The organism is Kitasatospora sp. NPDC042419 (assembly GCF_056437345.1).
In genome coordinates this window covers 50757-66394 of the sequence record NZ_JBWKAW010000008.1, presented here as the reverse complement: position 1 = coordinate 66394, position 15638 = coordinate 50757, and the positions used below count along the sequence as shown (strand labels likewise).

13 protein-coding genes are annotated in these 15638 nt (G+C 73.2%); 7 read left to right on the top strand and 6 right to left on the bottom strand.

Annotated elements, in window-relative coordinates:
* Positions 1 to 106 precede the first annotated feature (106 nt).
* Complete coding sequence (locus AC067J_RS17880; protein WP_478300203.1) at positions 107 to 1273, bottom strand: SchA/CurD-like domain-containing protein; 1167 nt, start codon at positions 1271 to 1273, stop codon at positions 107 to 109.
* Between the two features lie 316 nt (positions 1274 to 1589).
* Between AC067J_RS17880 and AC067J_RS17875 the strand changes: the two genes are divergently transcribed.
* Positions 1590 to 3215: an FAD-dependent oxidoreductase gene (locus tag AC067J_RS17875; protein ID WP_478300201.1), complete on the top strand. Its 1626-nt coding sequence runs from the start codon at positions 1590 to 1592 to the stop codon at positions 3213 to 3215.
* Positions 3216 to 3303: 88 nt separating this feature from the next.
* On the opposite strand, the gene AC067J_RS17870 is transcribed toward AC067J_RS17875, so the two are convergent.
* Positions 3304 to 4968, bottom strand: a complete 1665-nt coding sequence (locus tag AC067J_RS17870; protein WP_478300200.1) for an APC family permease — start codon at positions 4966 to 4968, stop codon at positions 3304 to 3306.
* Between the two features lie 325 nt (positions 4969 to 5293).
* Here AC067J_RS17870 and AC067J_RS17865 point away from each other — a divergent pair, with 325 nt between their 5' ends.
* Complete coding sequence (locus tag AC067J_RS17865; RefSeq protein ID WP_478300198.1) at positions 5294 to 6613, top strand: DUF2254 domain-containing protein; 1320 nt, start codon at positions 5294 to 5296, stop codon at positions 6611 to 6613.
* A 266-nt stretch (positions 6614 to 6879) separates the two neighbouring features.
* Entirely contained in the window at positions 6880 to 7764 is an 885-nt protein-coding gene (locus AC067J_RS17860; protein ID WP_478300196.1) for a DMT family transporter, read from the top strand.
* A gap of 80 nt (positions 7765 to 7844) precedes the next feature.
* Here the strand turns inward: AC067J_RS17860 and AC067J_RS17855 are convergent, their stop codons facing one another.
* Both AC067J_RS17855 and AC067J_RS17850 read right to left on the bottom strand, forming a co-directional pair.
* Positions 7845 to 8156: a hypothetical protein gene (locus tag AC067J_RS17855; RefSeq protein ID WP_478300195.1), complete on the bottom strand. Its 312-nt coding sequence runs from the start codon at positions 8154 to 8156 to the stop codon at positions 7845 to 7847.
* Positions 8153 to 8461, bottom strand: coding sequence for an SAV_915 family protein (locus tag AC067J_RS17850; RefSeq protein ID WP_478300193.1), 309 nt, complete (start codon positions 8459 to 8461; stop codon positions 8153 to 8155). Before AC067J_RS17850 ends, AC067J_RS17855 begins: the two co-directional genes overlap by 4 nt.
* 233 nt (positions 8462 to 8694) lie before the next feature.
* Between AC067J_RS17850 and AC067J_RS17845 the strand changes: the two genes are divergently transcribed.
* The 3 genes from AC067J_RS17845 to AC067J_RS17835 all read left to right on the top strand — a co-directional run bounded on the left by AC067J_RS17845 (position 8695) and on the right by AC067J_RS17835 (position 11985).
* Positions 8695 to 9156, top strand: coding sequence for a helix-turn-helix domain-containing protein (locus tag AC067J_RS17845; protein WP_478300191.1), 462 nt, complete (start codon positions 8695 to 8697; stop codon positions 9154 to 9156).
* Positions 9149 to 9583 carry a DUF4180 domain-containing protein gene (locus tag AC067J_RS17840; protein ID WP_478300189.1) on the top strand — a complete coding sequence of 145 codons (435 nt, stop codon included), beginning with the start codon at positions 9149 to 9151 and terminating at the stop codon, positions 9581 to 9583. The genes AC067J_RS17845 and AC067J_RS17840 overlap by 8 nt, the downstream gene beginning before the upstream one ends.
* Positions 9584 to 9765: 182 nt before the next feature.
* Positions 9766 to 11985 carry an NADP-dependent isocitrate dehydrogenase gene (locus AC067J_RS17835; RefSeq protein WP_478300187.1) on the top strand — a complete coding sequence of 740 codons (2220 nt, stop codon included), beginning with the start codon at positions 9766 to 9768 and terminating at the stop codon, positions 11983 to 11985.
* Positions 11986 to 12126: 141 nt separating this feature from the next.
* Here AC067J_RS17835 and AC067J_RS17830 read toward each other — a convergent pair whose 3' ends face one another.
* Positions 12127 to 13602 carry an MFS transporter gene (locus AC067J_RS17830; RefSeq protein ID WP_478300185.1) on the bottom strand — a complete coding sequence of 492 codons (1476 nt, stop codon included), beginning with the start codon at positions 13600 to 13602 and terminating at the stop codon, positions 12127 to 12129.
* 141 nt (positions 13603 to 13743) lie between these two features.
* On the opposite strand from AC067J_RS17830, the gene AC067J_RS17825 reads away from it, so the two are divergent.
* Positions 13744 to 14526 (top strand): TetR/AcrR family transcriptional regulator, encoded by a 783-nt coding sequence (locus tag AC067J_RS17825; protein WP_478300183.1) that lies wholly within the window; start codon positions 13744 to 13746, stop codon positions 14524 to 14526.
* Positions 14527 to 14611: 85 nt separating this feature from the next.
* Here the strand turns inward: AC067J_RS17825 and AC067J_RS17820 are convergent, their stop codons facing one another.
* On the bottom strand, positions 14612 to 15586 hold the full coding sequence (locus AC067J_RS17820) for a cytochrome c oxidase assembly protein (protein WP_478300568.1): 975 nt from the start codon (positions 15584 to 15586) through the stop codon (positions 14612 to 14614).
* Positions 15587 to 15638 lie beyond the last annotated feature (52 nt).

Here is a 15638-nt window from a genome sequence, read left to right as displayed (position 1 = left end):
ATGTCGGGATCGGTGATCGGGGTCGAACCTGGGAGCCGGCGGAGCCGACGGGGTGTCGACGGGTGTCGACGGGCACCGACGGGTTTCGACGAGTACTGACGCTCCGTCAGACCGGCTGGGAGGTGCGGTCGGTGACCGGGTTCATGGCGCGCGCGGCGAGGAAGGCGCTGAGTCCGGCGACGGTCCGAAGGTCACCCTCGGAGCCGAGGTCGAGCAGCCGGCCGAGGACGGCGGCCTCGCGCTCGCCGGCGACGCCGAGCGCCGCCGCCGGGTCCGCCTCGGCGGGGACCCGCAGGTCCACCAGGCGGACCACGACGTCGTCCCGGTGGAAGACGGTGCTGGTCACCACCGGGCCGGTCGGGTCGACGGTGGCGAGGTTGTCGTAGTCGGCGAGCAGGTCGGCCACGGCCTGGCCGTTGCCGGGCTTGACCGGGTAGAGGACGGCGTGCCGGTGCAGCCGCCCGGAGGCGGGGGAGCCGGCGATCGCCTGGTGCTCGGCCGGCAGCGCGGCCCGGGCGAAGAAGGCGCGCGCCGCCTGCGGATCGCCCAGCTGACGGGCCTCCTCCAGGTACGGGTTGATCGCCTCCTCGACGGCCCGCACCTCGGGCTGCATGGCGACGTGCCGCAGCGCGTCGCCGAGGCTGCCGATCACCTCGACCGCCCGGACCACCCGGTTGCCGTGCATGAACAGCGAGGTGCGGCGCAGCCGGGTGGTGTCGTCGACCTCGGCGCGGGGCGAGGTGTAGCCGGACAGGATCCGGGCGACCTCCGGCTCGCTGCCGGGCTTGACGGTGAAGGTCAGGGCGTGCCGGACGACGCCGTCGGGGCCGGGGTCGGCCTTGGGCGGGCCGGCCTGTCCGACGGGGGCGGTCCGCGGCAGGCCCTCCGGGACCTCCTGCGGGGCCCGGGTGCCGGTGGCGCCGGCGGCCGAGGTCTCGCGGAGGATGGTGTAGCGCAGCGACCGGAAGGTGTCGCTGACGCAGCCGTGCATCGGCTTGACCATCTCCCGGTGGGCCGGGCTGTCCACCCACTCCAGGAAGGTCTCCTGGTCCTCCCACTCGCTGGTGATGAGCCACTGCCGGGGGTCGTTGATGGACTGGCAGAGCTGGTCGCTGACGTGGCCGGGGACGCCGGCCACCTGGTGGCGGAGCTGCTCGTACACGTCCATGAAGCGCTGCTGGGCGCCGTCCTGGATCTCCAGCATCAGCACCACCCGCAGGCGGGTCTCGGATTCGGAGTGCTGCCGCGCGGGCGGTTCGGACAGAGTCGTCATGATCCACTTTCTGCTTCTGGGCCGTACGCGTCGGGGGCCGCGTGCGGCGGCTCCGGGCCGGAGGGGCCGGGTGGCCTCCGGCGGGGGAGGGCGGTGCGGTGGCGGTCGGCCGGTCGGGGTCGGCGCCAGGCCTGAGGTCGATCGTGCGCGGCGGGAACGGGTGGCGCGAGATATGCGGGCCATCCGAGCGAAGCGGCGGCAGAACGCCCCCGGCGCGGGGGATGGAAGAACGGGGCCGCTGTGTCCGAGAGCCCCGTCGAGGGCGGCTCCGAGCCCGCATCAGGGCCCCGAACCCCCGTACAGGCTGGAGCAATTGATGAATCCGAAGGTTGACGACCGGGTGCCGGTCCTGATCGTCGGCGGCTCGCTGGTCGGGCTGTCGGCCTCGCTCTTCCTGGGCCGACTGGGTGTCAGACACCTCCTGGTCGAGAAGCACGCCGACACCTCGCATCACCCGCGTGGCCGAGGCAACAACGTCCGCACGATGGAGCTGTACCGGGTGGCCGGGATCGAGCCGGCGATCCGCGAGGCGGCCTCGGTGCTGGCACCGAACCACGGCATCCTGCAGGCCCCGTCGCTGACCGGGGAGGAGCAGGAGTGGCTGTTCCGCGAGATCGACCCGGGCGGGCGGCTGGCCCGCTTCAGCCCGAGCGCCTGGTGCCTGTGCAGCCAGAACGACCTGGAGCCGGTGCTGCTGCGCTCCGCCCGCGAGCTGGGTGCGGACATCCGGTTCTCGACCGAGCTGATCTCCTTCGAGCAGGACGCCGAGGGCGTGACGGCGCTGCTGCGCAGCCGGGAGACCGGCGAGGAGCGGCGGGTGCGGGCCGACTACCTGGTCGCGGCGGACGGCCCGCGCAGCCCGGTCCGGGAGGCCCTGGGCATCGGCCAGAGCGGCAAGGGCGAGCTGTTCCACAACGTGAGCATCACCTTCCGGGCGAAGCGGCTGGCCGAGGTGGTGGGCGACCGGCACTTCATCGCCTGCTACCTGACCGCTCCGGAGGCGGACGGCGCGCTGCTGCCGGTGGACAACCACGAGGAGTGGGTGTTCCACGCGCCCTGGCACCCCGAGCACGGCGAGCCGCTGGAGGCGTTCACCGACGAGCGCTGCGTGCGGCACATCCGGGCCGCGGTCGGCGTGCCGGAGCTCGACGTCGAGGTCACCGGGAAGGCCCCGTGGCACGCGGCCGAGCGGGTGGCCGACAGCTACTCCGCCGGGCGGGTCTTCCTGGCCGGGGACGCGGCGCACGAGATGTCCCCGACCGGGGCGTTCGGGTCCAACACCGGCATCCAGGACGCCCACAACCTGGCCTGGAAGCTGGCCGCGGCACTCTGCGGCTGGGCCGGCCCGGGCCTGCTGGAGACGTACGGGAGCGAGCGGCGCCCGGTCGCCCGGGTGACCGGCGAGCGGGCCTCGGCCCGGTCGGCCGAGCACAGCCACCCGGGGTACGCGGTGGTGCCCGGTGTCGGCCGGCAGGCCGGCGTGCTGTCGGTGGCGCTCGGCTACCGCTACCGGTCGGGCGCGGTGACCGGGACCGACCCGGACGGCCCGGTGGTGCCGGAGGCCTTCGAGTCGGCCGGCGAGCCGGGCAGCCGGGCACCGCACCAGTGGCTGCTGCGCGCGGGTGTCCGGCTCTCCACCCTCGACCTGTACGAGCAGGCGATGGTGCTGCTGACCGGCCCGGAGGGCGGGTCCTGGCACGCGGCGGCGCGGCGGGCCGCGGACCGGCTGGCCGTCCCGCTGGACGCGTACCGGATCGGGGAGGGCGTCGACGACGACCTGGCGCCCGAGCCGGGCACCGACTTCGCCGCGCTGCACGGGGTGCGCCCGGACGGCGCGGTGCTGGTGCGGCCGGACGGGTTCGTCGCCTGGCGGGCCGAGGGCGCGGCCGACGACCCGGAGGCGGCGGTGGAGCGGGCGCTGCGCGAGGTGCTGTCGCTGTAGCGGCCCCCGCCCGACGAACGGGACGGGCCCGCCGGTCGGTCGACCGGCGGGCCCGTCCTTCGACTGCGTCGAGGCATGTGGCGGGGCGTCAGTGGCCGCCCGCGTCGACCACCTCGACGTCCTCGATGTTCTGCTCGATCACCTCGGCGGGCAGCGCGACCCGGATCGCCCAGTAGTAGACGACCAGCGAGAAGGACGCGACCGCCGCCATGTCCCACCACATCGGGATGCGGCCGGTGCCCTCGCCGAAGCCGCCCTGCCAGGAGATCAGGCCGAGGCCGAGCAGGTAGGCGGGCAGCCACTGGGCGGGCCGCCAGTCCATCCGCGGGGCGTTCGGCAGGCCCTTGCGGGTGGCGTACAGGGCGTAGCTGCCGAGCAGCACGTAGCCGATGACGATGGCGATGCCCAGGCGGGACAGGGTGTGCCAGCCGGACCAGTAGATGATCAGGCTGGAGACCACGAAGGACATCGGGGCGATGACCGCGCCGCCGGGCAGGCGGTACGAGCGCTCGCGGGCGGGCAGCCGGCGGCGCAGCGCGCCGAAGGCCAGCGGCGCGCCGGCGTACATCAGCACGCTGGCGGAGACGATGAAGCCGACCAGCTCCTGCCAGCTCGGGAAGGGCAGGAAGCAGATGACGCCGGTGACGAAGGACATGACCAGGCCGAACCACGGCACACCGCGCTTGTCGACGCGCTCGAAGAGCTGCGGCGCGTAGCCGTTCTTGCTGAGGCCGTAGGCGATGCGCGAGGTGGAGGTGGTGTAGATCAGGCCGGTGCCGCCGGGGGAGACGATGGCGTCGAAGTACAGCACCCAGGCCAGCCAGCCGAGGCCGACCAGGGTGGCGAGGCCGGCGAACGGGCCGTCGATGCCGGGGAAGTCCAGCTTGTCCCAGCCGTCGGCGAAGGAGGCGGCGGGCAGGGCGGCGATGAAGACGACCTGGAGCAGCACGTAGATGACGGTACCGATGGCCACCGAGCCGAGGACCGCGCGGGGGATGTCGCGCTTGGGGTTCTTGCTCTCGCCCGCCAGCTGGATCGCCTGCTCGAAGCCGAGCAGGGCGAAGATGATGCCGCTGGCGCTGACCGCGGTCAGCACGCCCTTGATGCCGAACGGCGCGAAGCCGTGCGAGGTGAAGTTGGAGCCGTGGAAGTTGGTCACGGCCAGGACGAAGATCGCGAACAGCGGGACGAAGATCTTCAGCCAGGTGGTGGCGCTGTTGGTGCGGGCGAGGACCCGGACGCCGAGGAAGTTCACCGAGACGAAGAGGCCCATCAGCAGCACCGCGACGACGAATCCGCTGGGGGTGAGGGTGCCGTTGTCGTTGAGGAGGCCCTTGGCGAACTCCCAGTGACCGGCGTAGCCGATCATGGCCTCGACCTCGATCGGCGCCACGGTCGCCGCCTGGAGCCAGGAGAACCAGCCGAAGGACATGCCGGCCAGGCCGCCGAAGGCGTAGTGCGGGTACCGCGCGGTGCCGCCCGCCACCGGGAACATGCCACCGAGTTCGGCGTGCACGAAGGCGAGCAGGACGATGGCGACCGCACCGATGCCCCAGGAGATGAGCGCCGCCGGTCCGGCGACGACGACGGCGTTCTTGGCGCCGTACAGCCACCCCGATCCGATGATCGAGCCGACGGAGGCCCACATCAGGCCGATCAGGCCGATCTCGCGGCGGAGCGACCGGTGGGTGGTGGCTCCGCCGTCGGGTCCGGCACTGGTGCCGGGCGGGGAGAGCTGGTTGAGGGATGCCATGCGCGGTCTCTCTGTGGTGAGGGGGCCCCGGCGGCCGGGGCGCAAAGAGTTGCCACACAGTAGGCGTATTCAGAGACCTCTGCACAGATTTCATTACTGAATGTTTACCTACTTCGCGGGATATTCCCGCAGGTAGGAGGCCCTCTGTTCATGCACCCGTTACGTGACCGACGGGTAGTTTCGGTATTTGAGCGCGAATTGAGCTTCGCTTCGGAGTCGTGCAATATGGACGTCCGATGGATTCATAGAAATGGCGTTCGCCGCATATCGATGCCGCCGCGTGGCGCGCCCGCCCGCCGGAGCCGGCCGTACCTAACCTGGGGCGATGACCGACCGCCCCGCCGGGCCCCGCGCGCAGTTCCACCACCGATCGCTGTCGCCGTTGCGCGAGCACCTGCGCGAGTCGTTCTGGTTCGCCCCGCTGCTCGCCTGCCTCGCCGCCCTGCTGCTGGCCGGGCTGACCGCCGAGCTGGACGAGGCGGCCGTCTCGCAGAGCGTCGCCGAGTCCGGCTCGGCCGATGAGCTGATGCGGTTCAACAGCGCGGCCAAGTCCGTGGTGTCGACGGTCAGTTCGGCGATGCTCACGTTCATCGGCGTGGTGTTCTCGATCTCCCTGGTCGCCCTCCAGATGGCCGCCAGCCAGTTCTCCCCGCGGGTCCTGCGGCTCTACGTCCGCAGCCGGCTGACCAAGGCGACCTTCTCGGCCTGCCTGGCCACCTTCCTGTTCGCGCTGCTGGTCCAGTTCAGCTACGACGACTCCACCGACCCGGCGGAGGTCACCTCCGTCCCGGTCTTCTCCGGCGTGGTGGCCGTCCTGCTGGTCCTGCTCAGCATGGGCCTGTTCGTGCTGTACGTGCAGGCCACCACGCGGCTGCTGCGGGTGACCCACGTGATCGACCGGGTCGCGCGCGAATCGGTGGACGCGCTGCTCCAGTACCGGCTGATGCCGCCCGAACCGGCGCCGCCCGCCGTCCCCGACGACGCGTTCACCGTGCTGCACGAGGGCCGCTCCGGAGTGCTGCGCGACGTCAACATCGGGCGGTTGCTGCGGATCGCCCGCAAGCACGACGCGGTGCTCCACCTGGTGCCCCGGATCGGCGACTTCATCGCCCCCGGCACGCCGGTGGTCCGGGTCGCCGGCGCCCGGCCGCCGCGCCCGCGCCGGATCGCCTGGGCGCTCGACGTGGGCGTGGACCGCACCATGTACCAGGACCTCAGCTTCGGCTTCCGGCAGCTCGTCGACATCGCGATCCGCGCGCTCTCACCGGCCGTCAACGACCCGACCACCGCCGTGCAGTCGATCGACCGGATCCACCAGCTGCTGGCCATGCTGGTGCACGAGAGCTTCGGCGACCTCTGCTACCGGGACCGGCAGGGCGCGGTCCGCCTGGTCGAGCCGGTGCCGGACTGGCGGTGCATGGTCGACCTCGCCTTCACCGAGGTCCGCCTCTGCGGCGCCGGACACCCCCAGGTCACCCGCCGGCTGGCCGCCGCCCTGGACGACCTGCTGCGGATCACACCGCCCGGCCGCCGGCCCGAACTCCTCGAACAGCGCGCGCTGTTGGACCGTGCGGTGGCCGAGCAGCTGACCGACCCGGAGGTCCGCGCCTTCGCCCTGCGCCCGGACCGCCAGGGCATCGGCTGAACCACCCCGCCGCCTCCTGGCCCGCCGCCCTGCCGTCCCGCCGCCCTGCCGTTCCGCCGCCGGGCCGGGGCCGGGTCGGTCCGCGGCGTAGGGTGGCCCCCATGTGTTCCCGGATCCTGCCGCCGCCCGTCCGCTAGCGGGCGGCCCCTCCACGCACAGCCCGGCCCGGCGGCCCGCCGCCACCGGGCCGATGAGCGCCGCCCGCGTCACCGGTGGACCTCATCCGGCCGGGCCCCGCCCGGCACCCCGTCGTGGAGAACGAACGCATGACCACACATGTCGCCGTGCCGGTCCGGCACGGCCTGCTGTCCATCTCGGCCGCCGCGGTCGCCTGGGGCGTGGGCGGAGCCGTCGCGGCCCTGCTGCTGCGCACCGGAGGGATCGGCCCGGTGGCCGTCTGCTCCTGGCGGTTCGCCGTCGCGGCCGGCTGCCTCGCCCTGCTGCCCGCCCTGCGGCGCACGGCCCGGGGGCGGTGTGCCGGTGCCCCGTGCCGGGCGGCCGTCCTGACCGGGCTCGGACTGGCCGTCAGCCAGTGCGCCTACTTCGGCTCGGTCCAGTACGCGGGCCTCGGTCTCGGCACCCTGGTCACCATCGGCACCGGGCCGGTGTTCACCAGCCTCGGCGCCCACCTGCTGCTCGGCGAGCGGCTGTCCGGCCGGGCGTCGGCCGCGATCGTCCTCGCGCTCGGCGGGCTCGCGCTGCTGGTGGCCGCACCGGCGGCCGGTCCGCGCCCGGCGCTCGGGGTGGCGCTCGCGGTGCTGGCCGGGGCCGGGCAGAGCGGGCTGACGCTCTGGGCGCGCGGCGGCGGGTCGGCGCGCGCCTTGACCGGGGCGTTCGCCACCGGACTGCTCTGCCTGCTGCCGCTCGCGGTGGCGGAGGGCGGTGTGCTGCCCTCCGCCGGGGAGCCGCTGCCGACGGCCGCCGCGCTGCTGTTCCTCGGCACCGTGCCGACCCTTTTCGCCTATCGGTGGTACTTCGCCGGGTTGACGGTCGTGCCCGGGGCCACCGCGGCCGTCCTGGTGCTGCTCGAACCGGCCACCGCCGCGGTGCTCGGCGTCGCCTGCTTCGGCGAGCCGCTCACCCCGGCGCTGCCGGCCGGTTCGGCGCTGCTGCTGACCGCCGTCGCGGCCCTCACCCGCAGCACCGCGTAGCGGGGCGCGGCCGGTGCCCCGGCGGCCCGCGCCCCGCTGCTGCCGGGGCACGGGCCGGGGCGCGGGCCGGGCGCGGGCCCTCAGGGCACCGAGCGGAGCGCCGGCTGGCCCGGGACGAGCGACCGGAGCACCAGGTCGACGTGGACGTGGGCGGCCCCGGCGCGCAGCAGCGCGGTCGAGACGGCGCGCAACTCGTCCGGGCCGGTGCAGGCGAGCCGGAGTTCGAGGTCGGCGTCGCCGGCCAGGGCGAGGCCGCTCTGGACGGCGGGGAGCTCCGCGGCCAGCCGGTCGAAGTCGAGCGGGACGGGGCCGAAGCTCACCCGGGCGAGGGCCAGCAGCGGGCGGGCCTCCTCGGGCCCGGGCGCACCGGGGACGAGGTGGAGGGCGCTCACCGGCGCTGGAGCTGTGCGGCCGGTCGGTCGGTGACGGAGGGGCGGGACGCGCCTCGGGTGACCGGCGGCGCGACGAGGCGCGGGTCCAGGACCGGTTCGCCGACGCCGAGCGGGGCGGTGAGCGCGCGCAGCGCCGGTTCGCCGAGCTCGACGGCGGCCTGCCCGGCGCCGAGCAGTTCGGCCAGTGCGGCGGAGGAGCTGAAGCCGACCGCGCAGCGGCGGCCGTCGCGCAGACGGAAGAGGCGGAGAGCGGTGGTCCGTCCGGTGACGGTGACCGGGACGTGCCAGACGACGACGCGGGCCATGCGGGTGCTCCCGAGTGGTGGAGGGGCCTGCCGGAACTGCTCCTCCGACGCTAGGGCGGCACCGGGCGCCCGGACGCCGTCCTGACGCAGCGTTGACCGAATGCGGCGCTGCGTTGACGGAGTCCTGACGGTCGGCTGCACCGCTCATCGGACGGCACTCCCTATCATTCCCTATCCGTCCCCATCTCATGGTAGTTTGCGGACGTAAGGAGTCGTCGATCGGAAGGCATCCGGTGCCGGAGTACTACTCGGTGGAGCAGGTGGCCGAACTGCTGGGCCTGCACGTGCGGACGGTCCGCGGCTACGTCCGGGACGGCCGCCTCCGGGCGACCAGGATCGGCAAGCAGTACCGGATCGCCCGCCGTGACTTCGAGTCCTTCGCCGGAGCCGGAGCCGGAGCCGGGGTCGGCGCCGAATCCGAGGAACCGGCGGCGCCGGAGCCCGGCCCGCTGCACGTCGAGGCGTCCACCGTCGTCCAGATCGACGGCATCGGCACCCGGGAGGCCGTCCGGCTGTCCAACACCCTCGTCGCGCTGGTCTCCGGCCCGCGCGGGAACGCCGTCCCGACGCGGGTGGAGTCCTACCACAACGAGGAACGCGCGACGCTCAAGGTGATCATCCTCGGCGATCCGGCCGACACGGCCGAGCTGCTCGCCGTCATCCACACACTGACCACGGAGAACCGCCATGTCTGAGTCCGCCTCCCCGTCCGTCCCCGCCCCCGTCCCCGCCCCCGTCCCCCTTCCCGCCGCTCCGCCCACCGCCCTGCGGCTGCCCGCCGAGGGCCCGGCCATCCACGACGAGGCCGCCGCGATGGACGTCATCGGCGAGGCGTTCGGCTGCGACGCGGCGTGGGCGGTCGTCCCGGCCGAACGCTTCCCGGACGAGTTCTTCACCCTGAGCACCCGGATCGCCGGCGGCATCGTGCAGAAGTTCGCGACCTACCGGGTCGGGCTCGCGATCGTCGGCGACATCTCCCGGCACACCGCGCGCAGCAGTGCGCTGCGCGACTTCGTCCGGGAGAGCAACCGGGGCGGACAGCTCTGGTTCCTGGCCGACCAGGCCGAGTTCGACGCACGGCAGGCCGCCCTCACCGCCGTCCGCGACGCCACCCGCCGTTAGCCGGCCGCGCGCTCGGCTTGCCCCGGGCGCGCGCCGGGACGACCGTGGAGCTGACCGCCGTCCCGACCGCAGCCCTCGATCCGGACACCTCCTCGCACATCCGGACCGGGGGTAGGTGGAGCAAAGGGCCGATCACGAGATATCTTGACGTCAAGACGTTGGAGACGTGAAGCGGAGTACCGATGACTGACTCGACCATCATCTATACGCACACCGACGAGGCGCCGGCCCTGGCAACGTACTCGTTCCTGCCGGTCGTGCAGGCGTACGCCTCGACGGCGGGCGTGAAGGTGGAGACGCGCGACATCTCCCTCGCCGGGCGGATCATCGCGAGCTTCCCGGAGCGTCTGGAGGAGGGCCAGCGGATCGGCGACGCCCTCGCCGAGCTGGGCGCGCTCGCCAAGACCCCGGGCGCCAACATCATCAAGCTGCCGAACATCTCGGCGTCCATCCCGCAGCTGAAGGCGGCCGTCGCCGAGCTGCAGGCGCAGGGCTACGCGCTGCCGGACTACCCGGACGACCCGCAGACCGACGAGGACAAGGACGTCCGCGCCCGCTACGACAAGGTCAAGGGCAGCGCCGTCAACCCGGTCCTGCGCGAGGGCAACTCGGACCGCCGCGCCCCCGCGTCGGTCAAGAACTACGCCAAGACCCACCCGCACCGCATGGGCGCGTGGTCGGCCGACTCCAAGACCAACGTCGCCACCATGGGCGAGAACGACTTCCGCTCCACCGAGAAGTCCACCGTGATCGCGGAGGACGGCTCGCTGCGCATCGAGCTGCTCGCCGAGGACGGCACCACCACCGTGCTGCGCGAGTCCGTCCCGGTGCTGGCCGGCGAGGTCGTCGACGCCTCCGTGCTGCACGTCGCCGCCCTGCACGAGTTCCTGGCCGCCCAGGTCGCCCGCGCCAAGGCCGAGGGCGTGCTGTTCTCGGTCCACCTCAAGGCCACCATGATGAAGGTCTCCGACCCGATCATCTTCGGCCACGTGGTCCGCGCCTTCTTCCCGAAGACCTTCGACCGGTACGGCGAGGCGCTCGCCGCCGCCGGCCTGAACCCGAACAACGGCCTCGGCGGCATCCTCGCCGGCCTCGACGCGCTGGAGAACGGCGCCGAGATCAAGGCCTCGTTCGACGCCGAGCTGGCCGACGGCCCGGCCCTGGCCATGGTCGACTCGGACAAGGGCATCACCAACCTGCACGTCCCGAGCGACGTCATCGTCGACGCCTCGATGCCGGCCATGATCCGCACCTCCGGCCACATGTGGGGCCCGGACGGCCAGGAGGCCGACACCCTGGCCGTGCTGCCCGACAGCAGCTACTCGGGCGTCTACCAGGCCGTCCTCGACGACTGCCGCGCCCACGGCGCCCTGGACCCGGCCACCATCGGCTCCGTCCCGAACGTCGGCCTGATGGCCCAGGCCGCCGAGGAGTACGGCAGCCACGACAAGACCTTCGAGATCGCCGCGGCCGGCACCGTCCGCCTGGTCGACTCCGAGGGCAACGTCGTCCTGGAGCAGGCCGTCCAGCCGGGCGACATCTTCCGCTCCTGCCAGACCAAGGACCTGCCGATCCGCGACTGGGTGAAGCTGGCCGTCACCCGCGCCCGCGTCTCCGGCGACCCGGCCGTCTTCTGGCTGGACGAGACCCGTGCGCACGACGCCGTCCTGATCGAGAAGGTCAAGGCCTACCTGCCGGAGCACGACACCACCGGCCTGCAGATCGAGATCAAGGCCCCGGTCGAGGCCACCACGTTCTCGCTGGAGCGCATCCGCCGCGGCGAGAACACCATCTCGGTCACCGGCAACGTGCTGCGCGACTACCTGACCGACCTCTTCCCGATCCTGGAGCTGGGCACCAGCGCCAAGATGCTGTCGGTCGTCCCGCTGATCAACGGCGGCGGCCTGTTCGAGACCGGCGCCGGCGGCTCCGCCCCGAAGCACGTCCAGCAGCTGGTCAAGGAGAACTACCTGCGCTGGGACAGCCTGGGCGAGTTCTTCGCGCTGGCCGCCAGCTTCGAGCACCTGGCCCGCACCACGGAGAACGCCCGCGCCCAGGTGCTGGCCGACACCCTGGACCGCGCGACCGGCACCTTCCTCAACGAGGACAAGTCGCCGAGCCGTCGCCTCGGCGGCATCGACAACCGCGGCAGCCACTTCTACCTGGCCCTCTACTGGGCCCAGGAGCTGGCCCAGCAGACCGCGGACGCCGAGCTGGCGCAGGCCTTCGCCGGTCTCGCCGAGGCGCTGGGCGAGCAGGAGCAGGCCATCGTCGACGAGCTGGTCGCCGTCCAGGGCGCGCCGGTCGAGCTCGGTGGCTACTACCAGCCGGACCCGGCCAAGGCCGCGGCCGCGATGCGTCCGTCGAAGACCTTCAACGACGCGCTGGCCAACCTCGGCTGACCGTAGCCGAACCGAACCGGGAGGCCCCGGGGATCCGCAGGAGCGGATCCCCGGGGCCTCCCGGCGTTTCCCGGGCCGCCCGTCCCCGCCGCCGCCCCGGCAGTCGGCGGGCAGGCGGGGCGGCGGCGGTACGCGCGGGGTTCAGTGCCCGCCCTCGGGGCGGGCCTGGCGGGGGAGCAGGAAGGCGACCAGGAAGGCGAGGGCCAGGAGGGCGGCGGCGAGGCCGTACGTCCGTCCGGCGGCGTGCTGGAAGCCGTCGCTGCCGGCCCAGCCGAAGAACGCGGTGCCGAGGAGGGCGACGCCCACCGAGCCGCCGAGCTGCTGCTGCGCGTTGAGGACGCCGGAGGCCGAGCCGGTCTCCGCCTCCTCCACGCCGGCCAGCGCGATGTCGAAGAACGGCGCCATGATCAGGCCCAGGCCGAAACCGGTGACGGCCAGCGCGGGGAGCAGCTCCCAGCTGGTGAGGCCGGCCGCCCAGTGCTCGACCGAGAACCAGAGGCCGAGCGCGCCGAGGGCGGCGACGACCATGCCGCAGTGCAGCACCCGGCGGCCGTGGCGCGGGGCCAGGGCGGCGCCGGAGAGCACGGCGCCGGCGACCACGCCGAGCGAGAGCGGGATCATCGAGAGCCCGGCGTGCAGCGGCGTCCAGTCGAGGCCGAGCTGCAGGTGGAGGGTGAAGACCAGCAGCAGTCCGGAGAGTGCGGCGAAGAAGACCAGGCCGGTGGCGAGCGCCGAGACGAAGGCGCGCTTGCCGAACAGCGAGGGCTCGATCAGCGGGGTGCCGCCGCGCCGCAGGACGCGCCGCTGGTGGAGGGCGAAGAGCCGGAGCACCGGCAGCGAGGCGGCCATCGCCACGAAGGTCCAGAGCGGCCAGTCGAGCTCGCGTCCCTGGACCAGCGGGTAGACCAGCAGCAGCACGGCGAGGCTCAGCAGCAGCACGCCCACCGGGTCGAGGCGGCCGGCGCCGGCGGTGCGGGTGACGCGGTCGGCGGGCAGGATCCGGCCCGCCAGCAGGACGGTGAGCAGGCCGACCGGCAGGTTGATGAGGAAGACGGTCCGCCAGCCGAGGCCGAACCAGTCGGCCTCGGTGAGGTAGCCGCCGAGGGTGGGGCCGAGGACCGAGGAGAGCCCGAGGACGGGGCCGAACAGGCCGAACGCGGCGCCCATCTCCTTGGGCGGGAACATCGACTTGATCAGTCCGAGGCCCTGCGGGATGAGCAGCGCGGCGAACATGCCCTGGACGGTCCGGGCGCCGACCAGGGCGCCGGCGCCGGGTGCGGCGGCGCAGAGCACCGAGGCGAGGGTGAATCCGGCCGCGCCGACGGTGAACAGGCGCTTGCGTCCGAAGAAGTCGCCGAGCCGGGCGCCGGTGATCAGCAGCACGGCGAAGGCGAGCGTGTAGGAGGCGGAGATCCACTGGATCTGGGCGTCGCTGCCGCCGAGGTCCTGCCGGATGGCGGGTGAGGCGACGCCGACGATCGTGGTGTCGAGGAGGTCCATCACCTCGGCGGCCAGGATGACGGCGAGGCCGGCCCAGCGCAGCCGGTAGCCGGCCGGGTGGTCCTCGGCGGCGGCCGCCGGGGGCGCGGGCTCGGGAGGGGCGATCTGGTCGGTCATGGGGTGTACTCCGGGTTCAGAGCGGCGACGAACGTTGTTCGTCTCAACGAACACTGTTCTTTTCGACGAACAGTGTTCTCCCATGGAACGGTGTTCGTGTCAAGTAGTCTGGGAGCCGTCACCGACCACGAAGGAGCCCCCATGACCAGTGCCGCCCCGCGTTCCGGCTGGTCCGAGCACTGGCAGGAGAAGGAGAAGGCCGCGCCCAGGCGGCAGCCGCTGAGCCGGGAGCGGATCGTCGAGGCCGCGCTGCGGATCGTCGACAACGAAGGCATGGACGCGCTCAGCATGCGCCGGGTCGGCCAGGAGCTCGGCACCGGCGCCGCCAGCCTGTACGCCCACGTCGGCAGCAAGGAGGAGCTGGTCGAGCTCGTCCTCGACCTCGCCTACACCGAGATCGAGCTGGAGGAGCCCGATCCGGCCGAGTGGGAGGAGCAGGTGAAGCGGCTGCTGCGCCGCTCCCGCCAGGTGCTGCTCTCCCACCGCGACCTGGCCAAGGCGGCCGTCGTCGCCAACGTCCCGGTGACCCCGCACGCGATGGACATCGCCGAGGCCATGCTGGGCATGCTGCGCGCCGGCGGCCTCGACGAGCAGACCGCCGCCTACGGGGTCGACCTGCTCGGGCTCTACACCACCGCGACCGCCTTCGAGGCGTCCACCCGCGGCGGCGGGAACAGCGAGGAGTTCACCGAGCAGATCCGGCGCTACTTCGACACCATCCCGGCCGAGCGCTACCCGATGATCACCTCGATGGCGGTGGCGCTCACCCGCAACGTCGGGGACGAGCGGTTCGAGTTCGGGCTGGACATCCTGGTCGCCGGCCTGGCCCGGCAGCCCGGCCCGAACGGCCCCGCCGACCCGGGCGGCCTCAGCGGTGCGGACGGTTCCAGCGCTGCGGACGGCCCGGGCGGCGGGGCCGGCTGAACCGGCGGGGCCGGCCCGCACCGCCGCCGGGAACGACGGAACCCCCGCCCGAGGGCGGGGGTTCCGGAGTCGTCGCGGGCCGGGCTCAGCCGGCGTCGGCGGCCGGTGCGGGGCGCTGGCTGCGCTTGTCCAGCGAGGCCAGGTACGCGTTGTACGCCGCCAGCTCGGCGTCGCCGCTGCGGTCCTCGGCGCGGTCCCGGCGGCGGGAGAGCCGCTGCTCGGAGCTCATCCACTGGTAGACCAGCGCGATCAGCACGATGGCGGTCGGGATCTCGCCGAACGCCCAGGTGATGCCGCCGGCCAGCTTCTGGTCGGCGAGCAGGTCGGTCCCGGGCGGCGCGCCCTCGGCGGTGAAGGTCTTCACCAGCGGCTGGCCGGCCATCATCACCGCCACGCCGAAGAAGGCGTGGAACGGCATGCCCATGAACAGCTCGATGATCCGCATCACGTGGCCCGACCGGTTCGGGCCCGGGTCCACGCCCATGATGGGCCAGAAGAACGCCAGCCCGGTCGCCAGGAAGTGCACCATCATGAAGATGTGCCCGAGCCGGTACTCCATGAGGAAGTCGAACAGCGGGGTGAAGTAGACCCCGTACAGGCTCGCGATGAACAGCGGGATGGTGAACGCCGGGTGCGAGACCACCTTCACGTAGGTGCTGTGCAGCAGCGCCACCAGCAGCTCGCGCGGCCCGCGCGGGCGGCCCTTTCCGGCCGGTCGCAGCGCGCGCAGCGCCAGCGTGATCGGCGCCCCGAGCAGCAGCAGGATCGGCGAGAGCATGGAGAGCACCATGTGCTGCATCATGTGCGCGCTGAACAGGACCATGCCGTAGTCGTTCAGCCCGGTGGAGGTGACCAGGATCACCGACCCGACGCCCAGCGCCCAGGCCGCCGTGCGCCCGACCGGCCAGCGGTCGCCGCGCCGGTGCAGCCGGACCACGCCGGTGACGTACAGCGCCAGCGCCGCCAGGCTGCCGATCAGGAACACCCAGTCCGGGGACCAGGTCAGCACGTTCGAGAGCGTGAAGGGCCCGAGTTCCGTCATCCCGCCGTGGTGGTGCATTCCTGACATTCCGTCGCCCATCGGCGGGTCCTGCTTTCCATCCTCGCGGCCC

Bases quoted from the DNA above. Each gene is read 5' to 3' on its own strand.
- AC067J_RS17835 (WP_478300187.1), top strand. From the start codon at position 9,766: ATGACTGACTCGACCATCATCTATACGCACACCGACGAGGCGCCGGCC.
- AC067J_RS17860 (WP_478300196.1), top strand. From the start codon at position 6,880: ATGACCACACATGTCGCCGTGCCGGTCCGGCACGGCCTGCTGTCCATC.
- AC067J_RS17840 (WP_478300189.1), top strand. From the start codon at position 9,149: ATGTCTGAGTCCGCCTCCCCGTCCGTCCCCGCCCCCGTCCCCGCCCCC.
- AC067J_RS17880 (WP_478300203.1), bottom strand. From the start codon at position 1,273: ATGACGACTCTGTCCGAACCGCCCGCGCGGCAGCACTCCGAATCCGAG.
- AC067J_RS17830 (WP_478300185.1), bottom strand. From the start codon at position 13,602: ATGACCGACCAGATCGCCCCTCCCGAGCCCGCGCCCCCGGCGGCCGCC.
- AC067J_RS17875 (WP_478300201.1), top strand. From the start codon at position 1,590: ATGAATCCGAAGGTTGACGACCGGGTGCCGGTCCTGATCGTCGGCGGC.
- AC067J_RS17820 (WP_478300568.1), bottom strand. From the start codon at position 15,586: ATGCACCACCACGGCGGGATGACGGAACTCGGGCCCTTCACGCTCTCG.
- AC067J_RS17865 (WP_478300198.1), top strand. From the start codon at position 5,294: ATGACCGACCGCCCCGCCGGGCCCCGCGCGCAGTTCCACCACCGATCG.
- AC067J_RS17850 (WP_478300193.1), bottom strand. From the start codon at position 8,461: ATGGCCCGCGTCGTCGTCTGGCACGTCCCGGTCACCGTCACCGGACGG.
- AC067J_RS17870 (WP_478300200.1), bottom strand. From the start codon at position 4,968: ATGGCATCCCTCAACCAGCTCTCCCCGCCCGGCACCAGTGCCGGACCC.
- AC067J_RS17825 (WP_478300183.1), top strand. From the start codon at position 13,744: ATGACCAGTGCCGCCCCGCGTTCCGGCTGGTCCGAGCACTGGCAGGAG.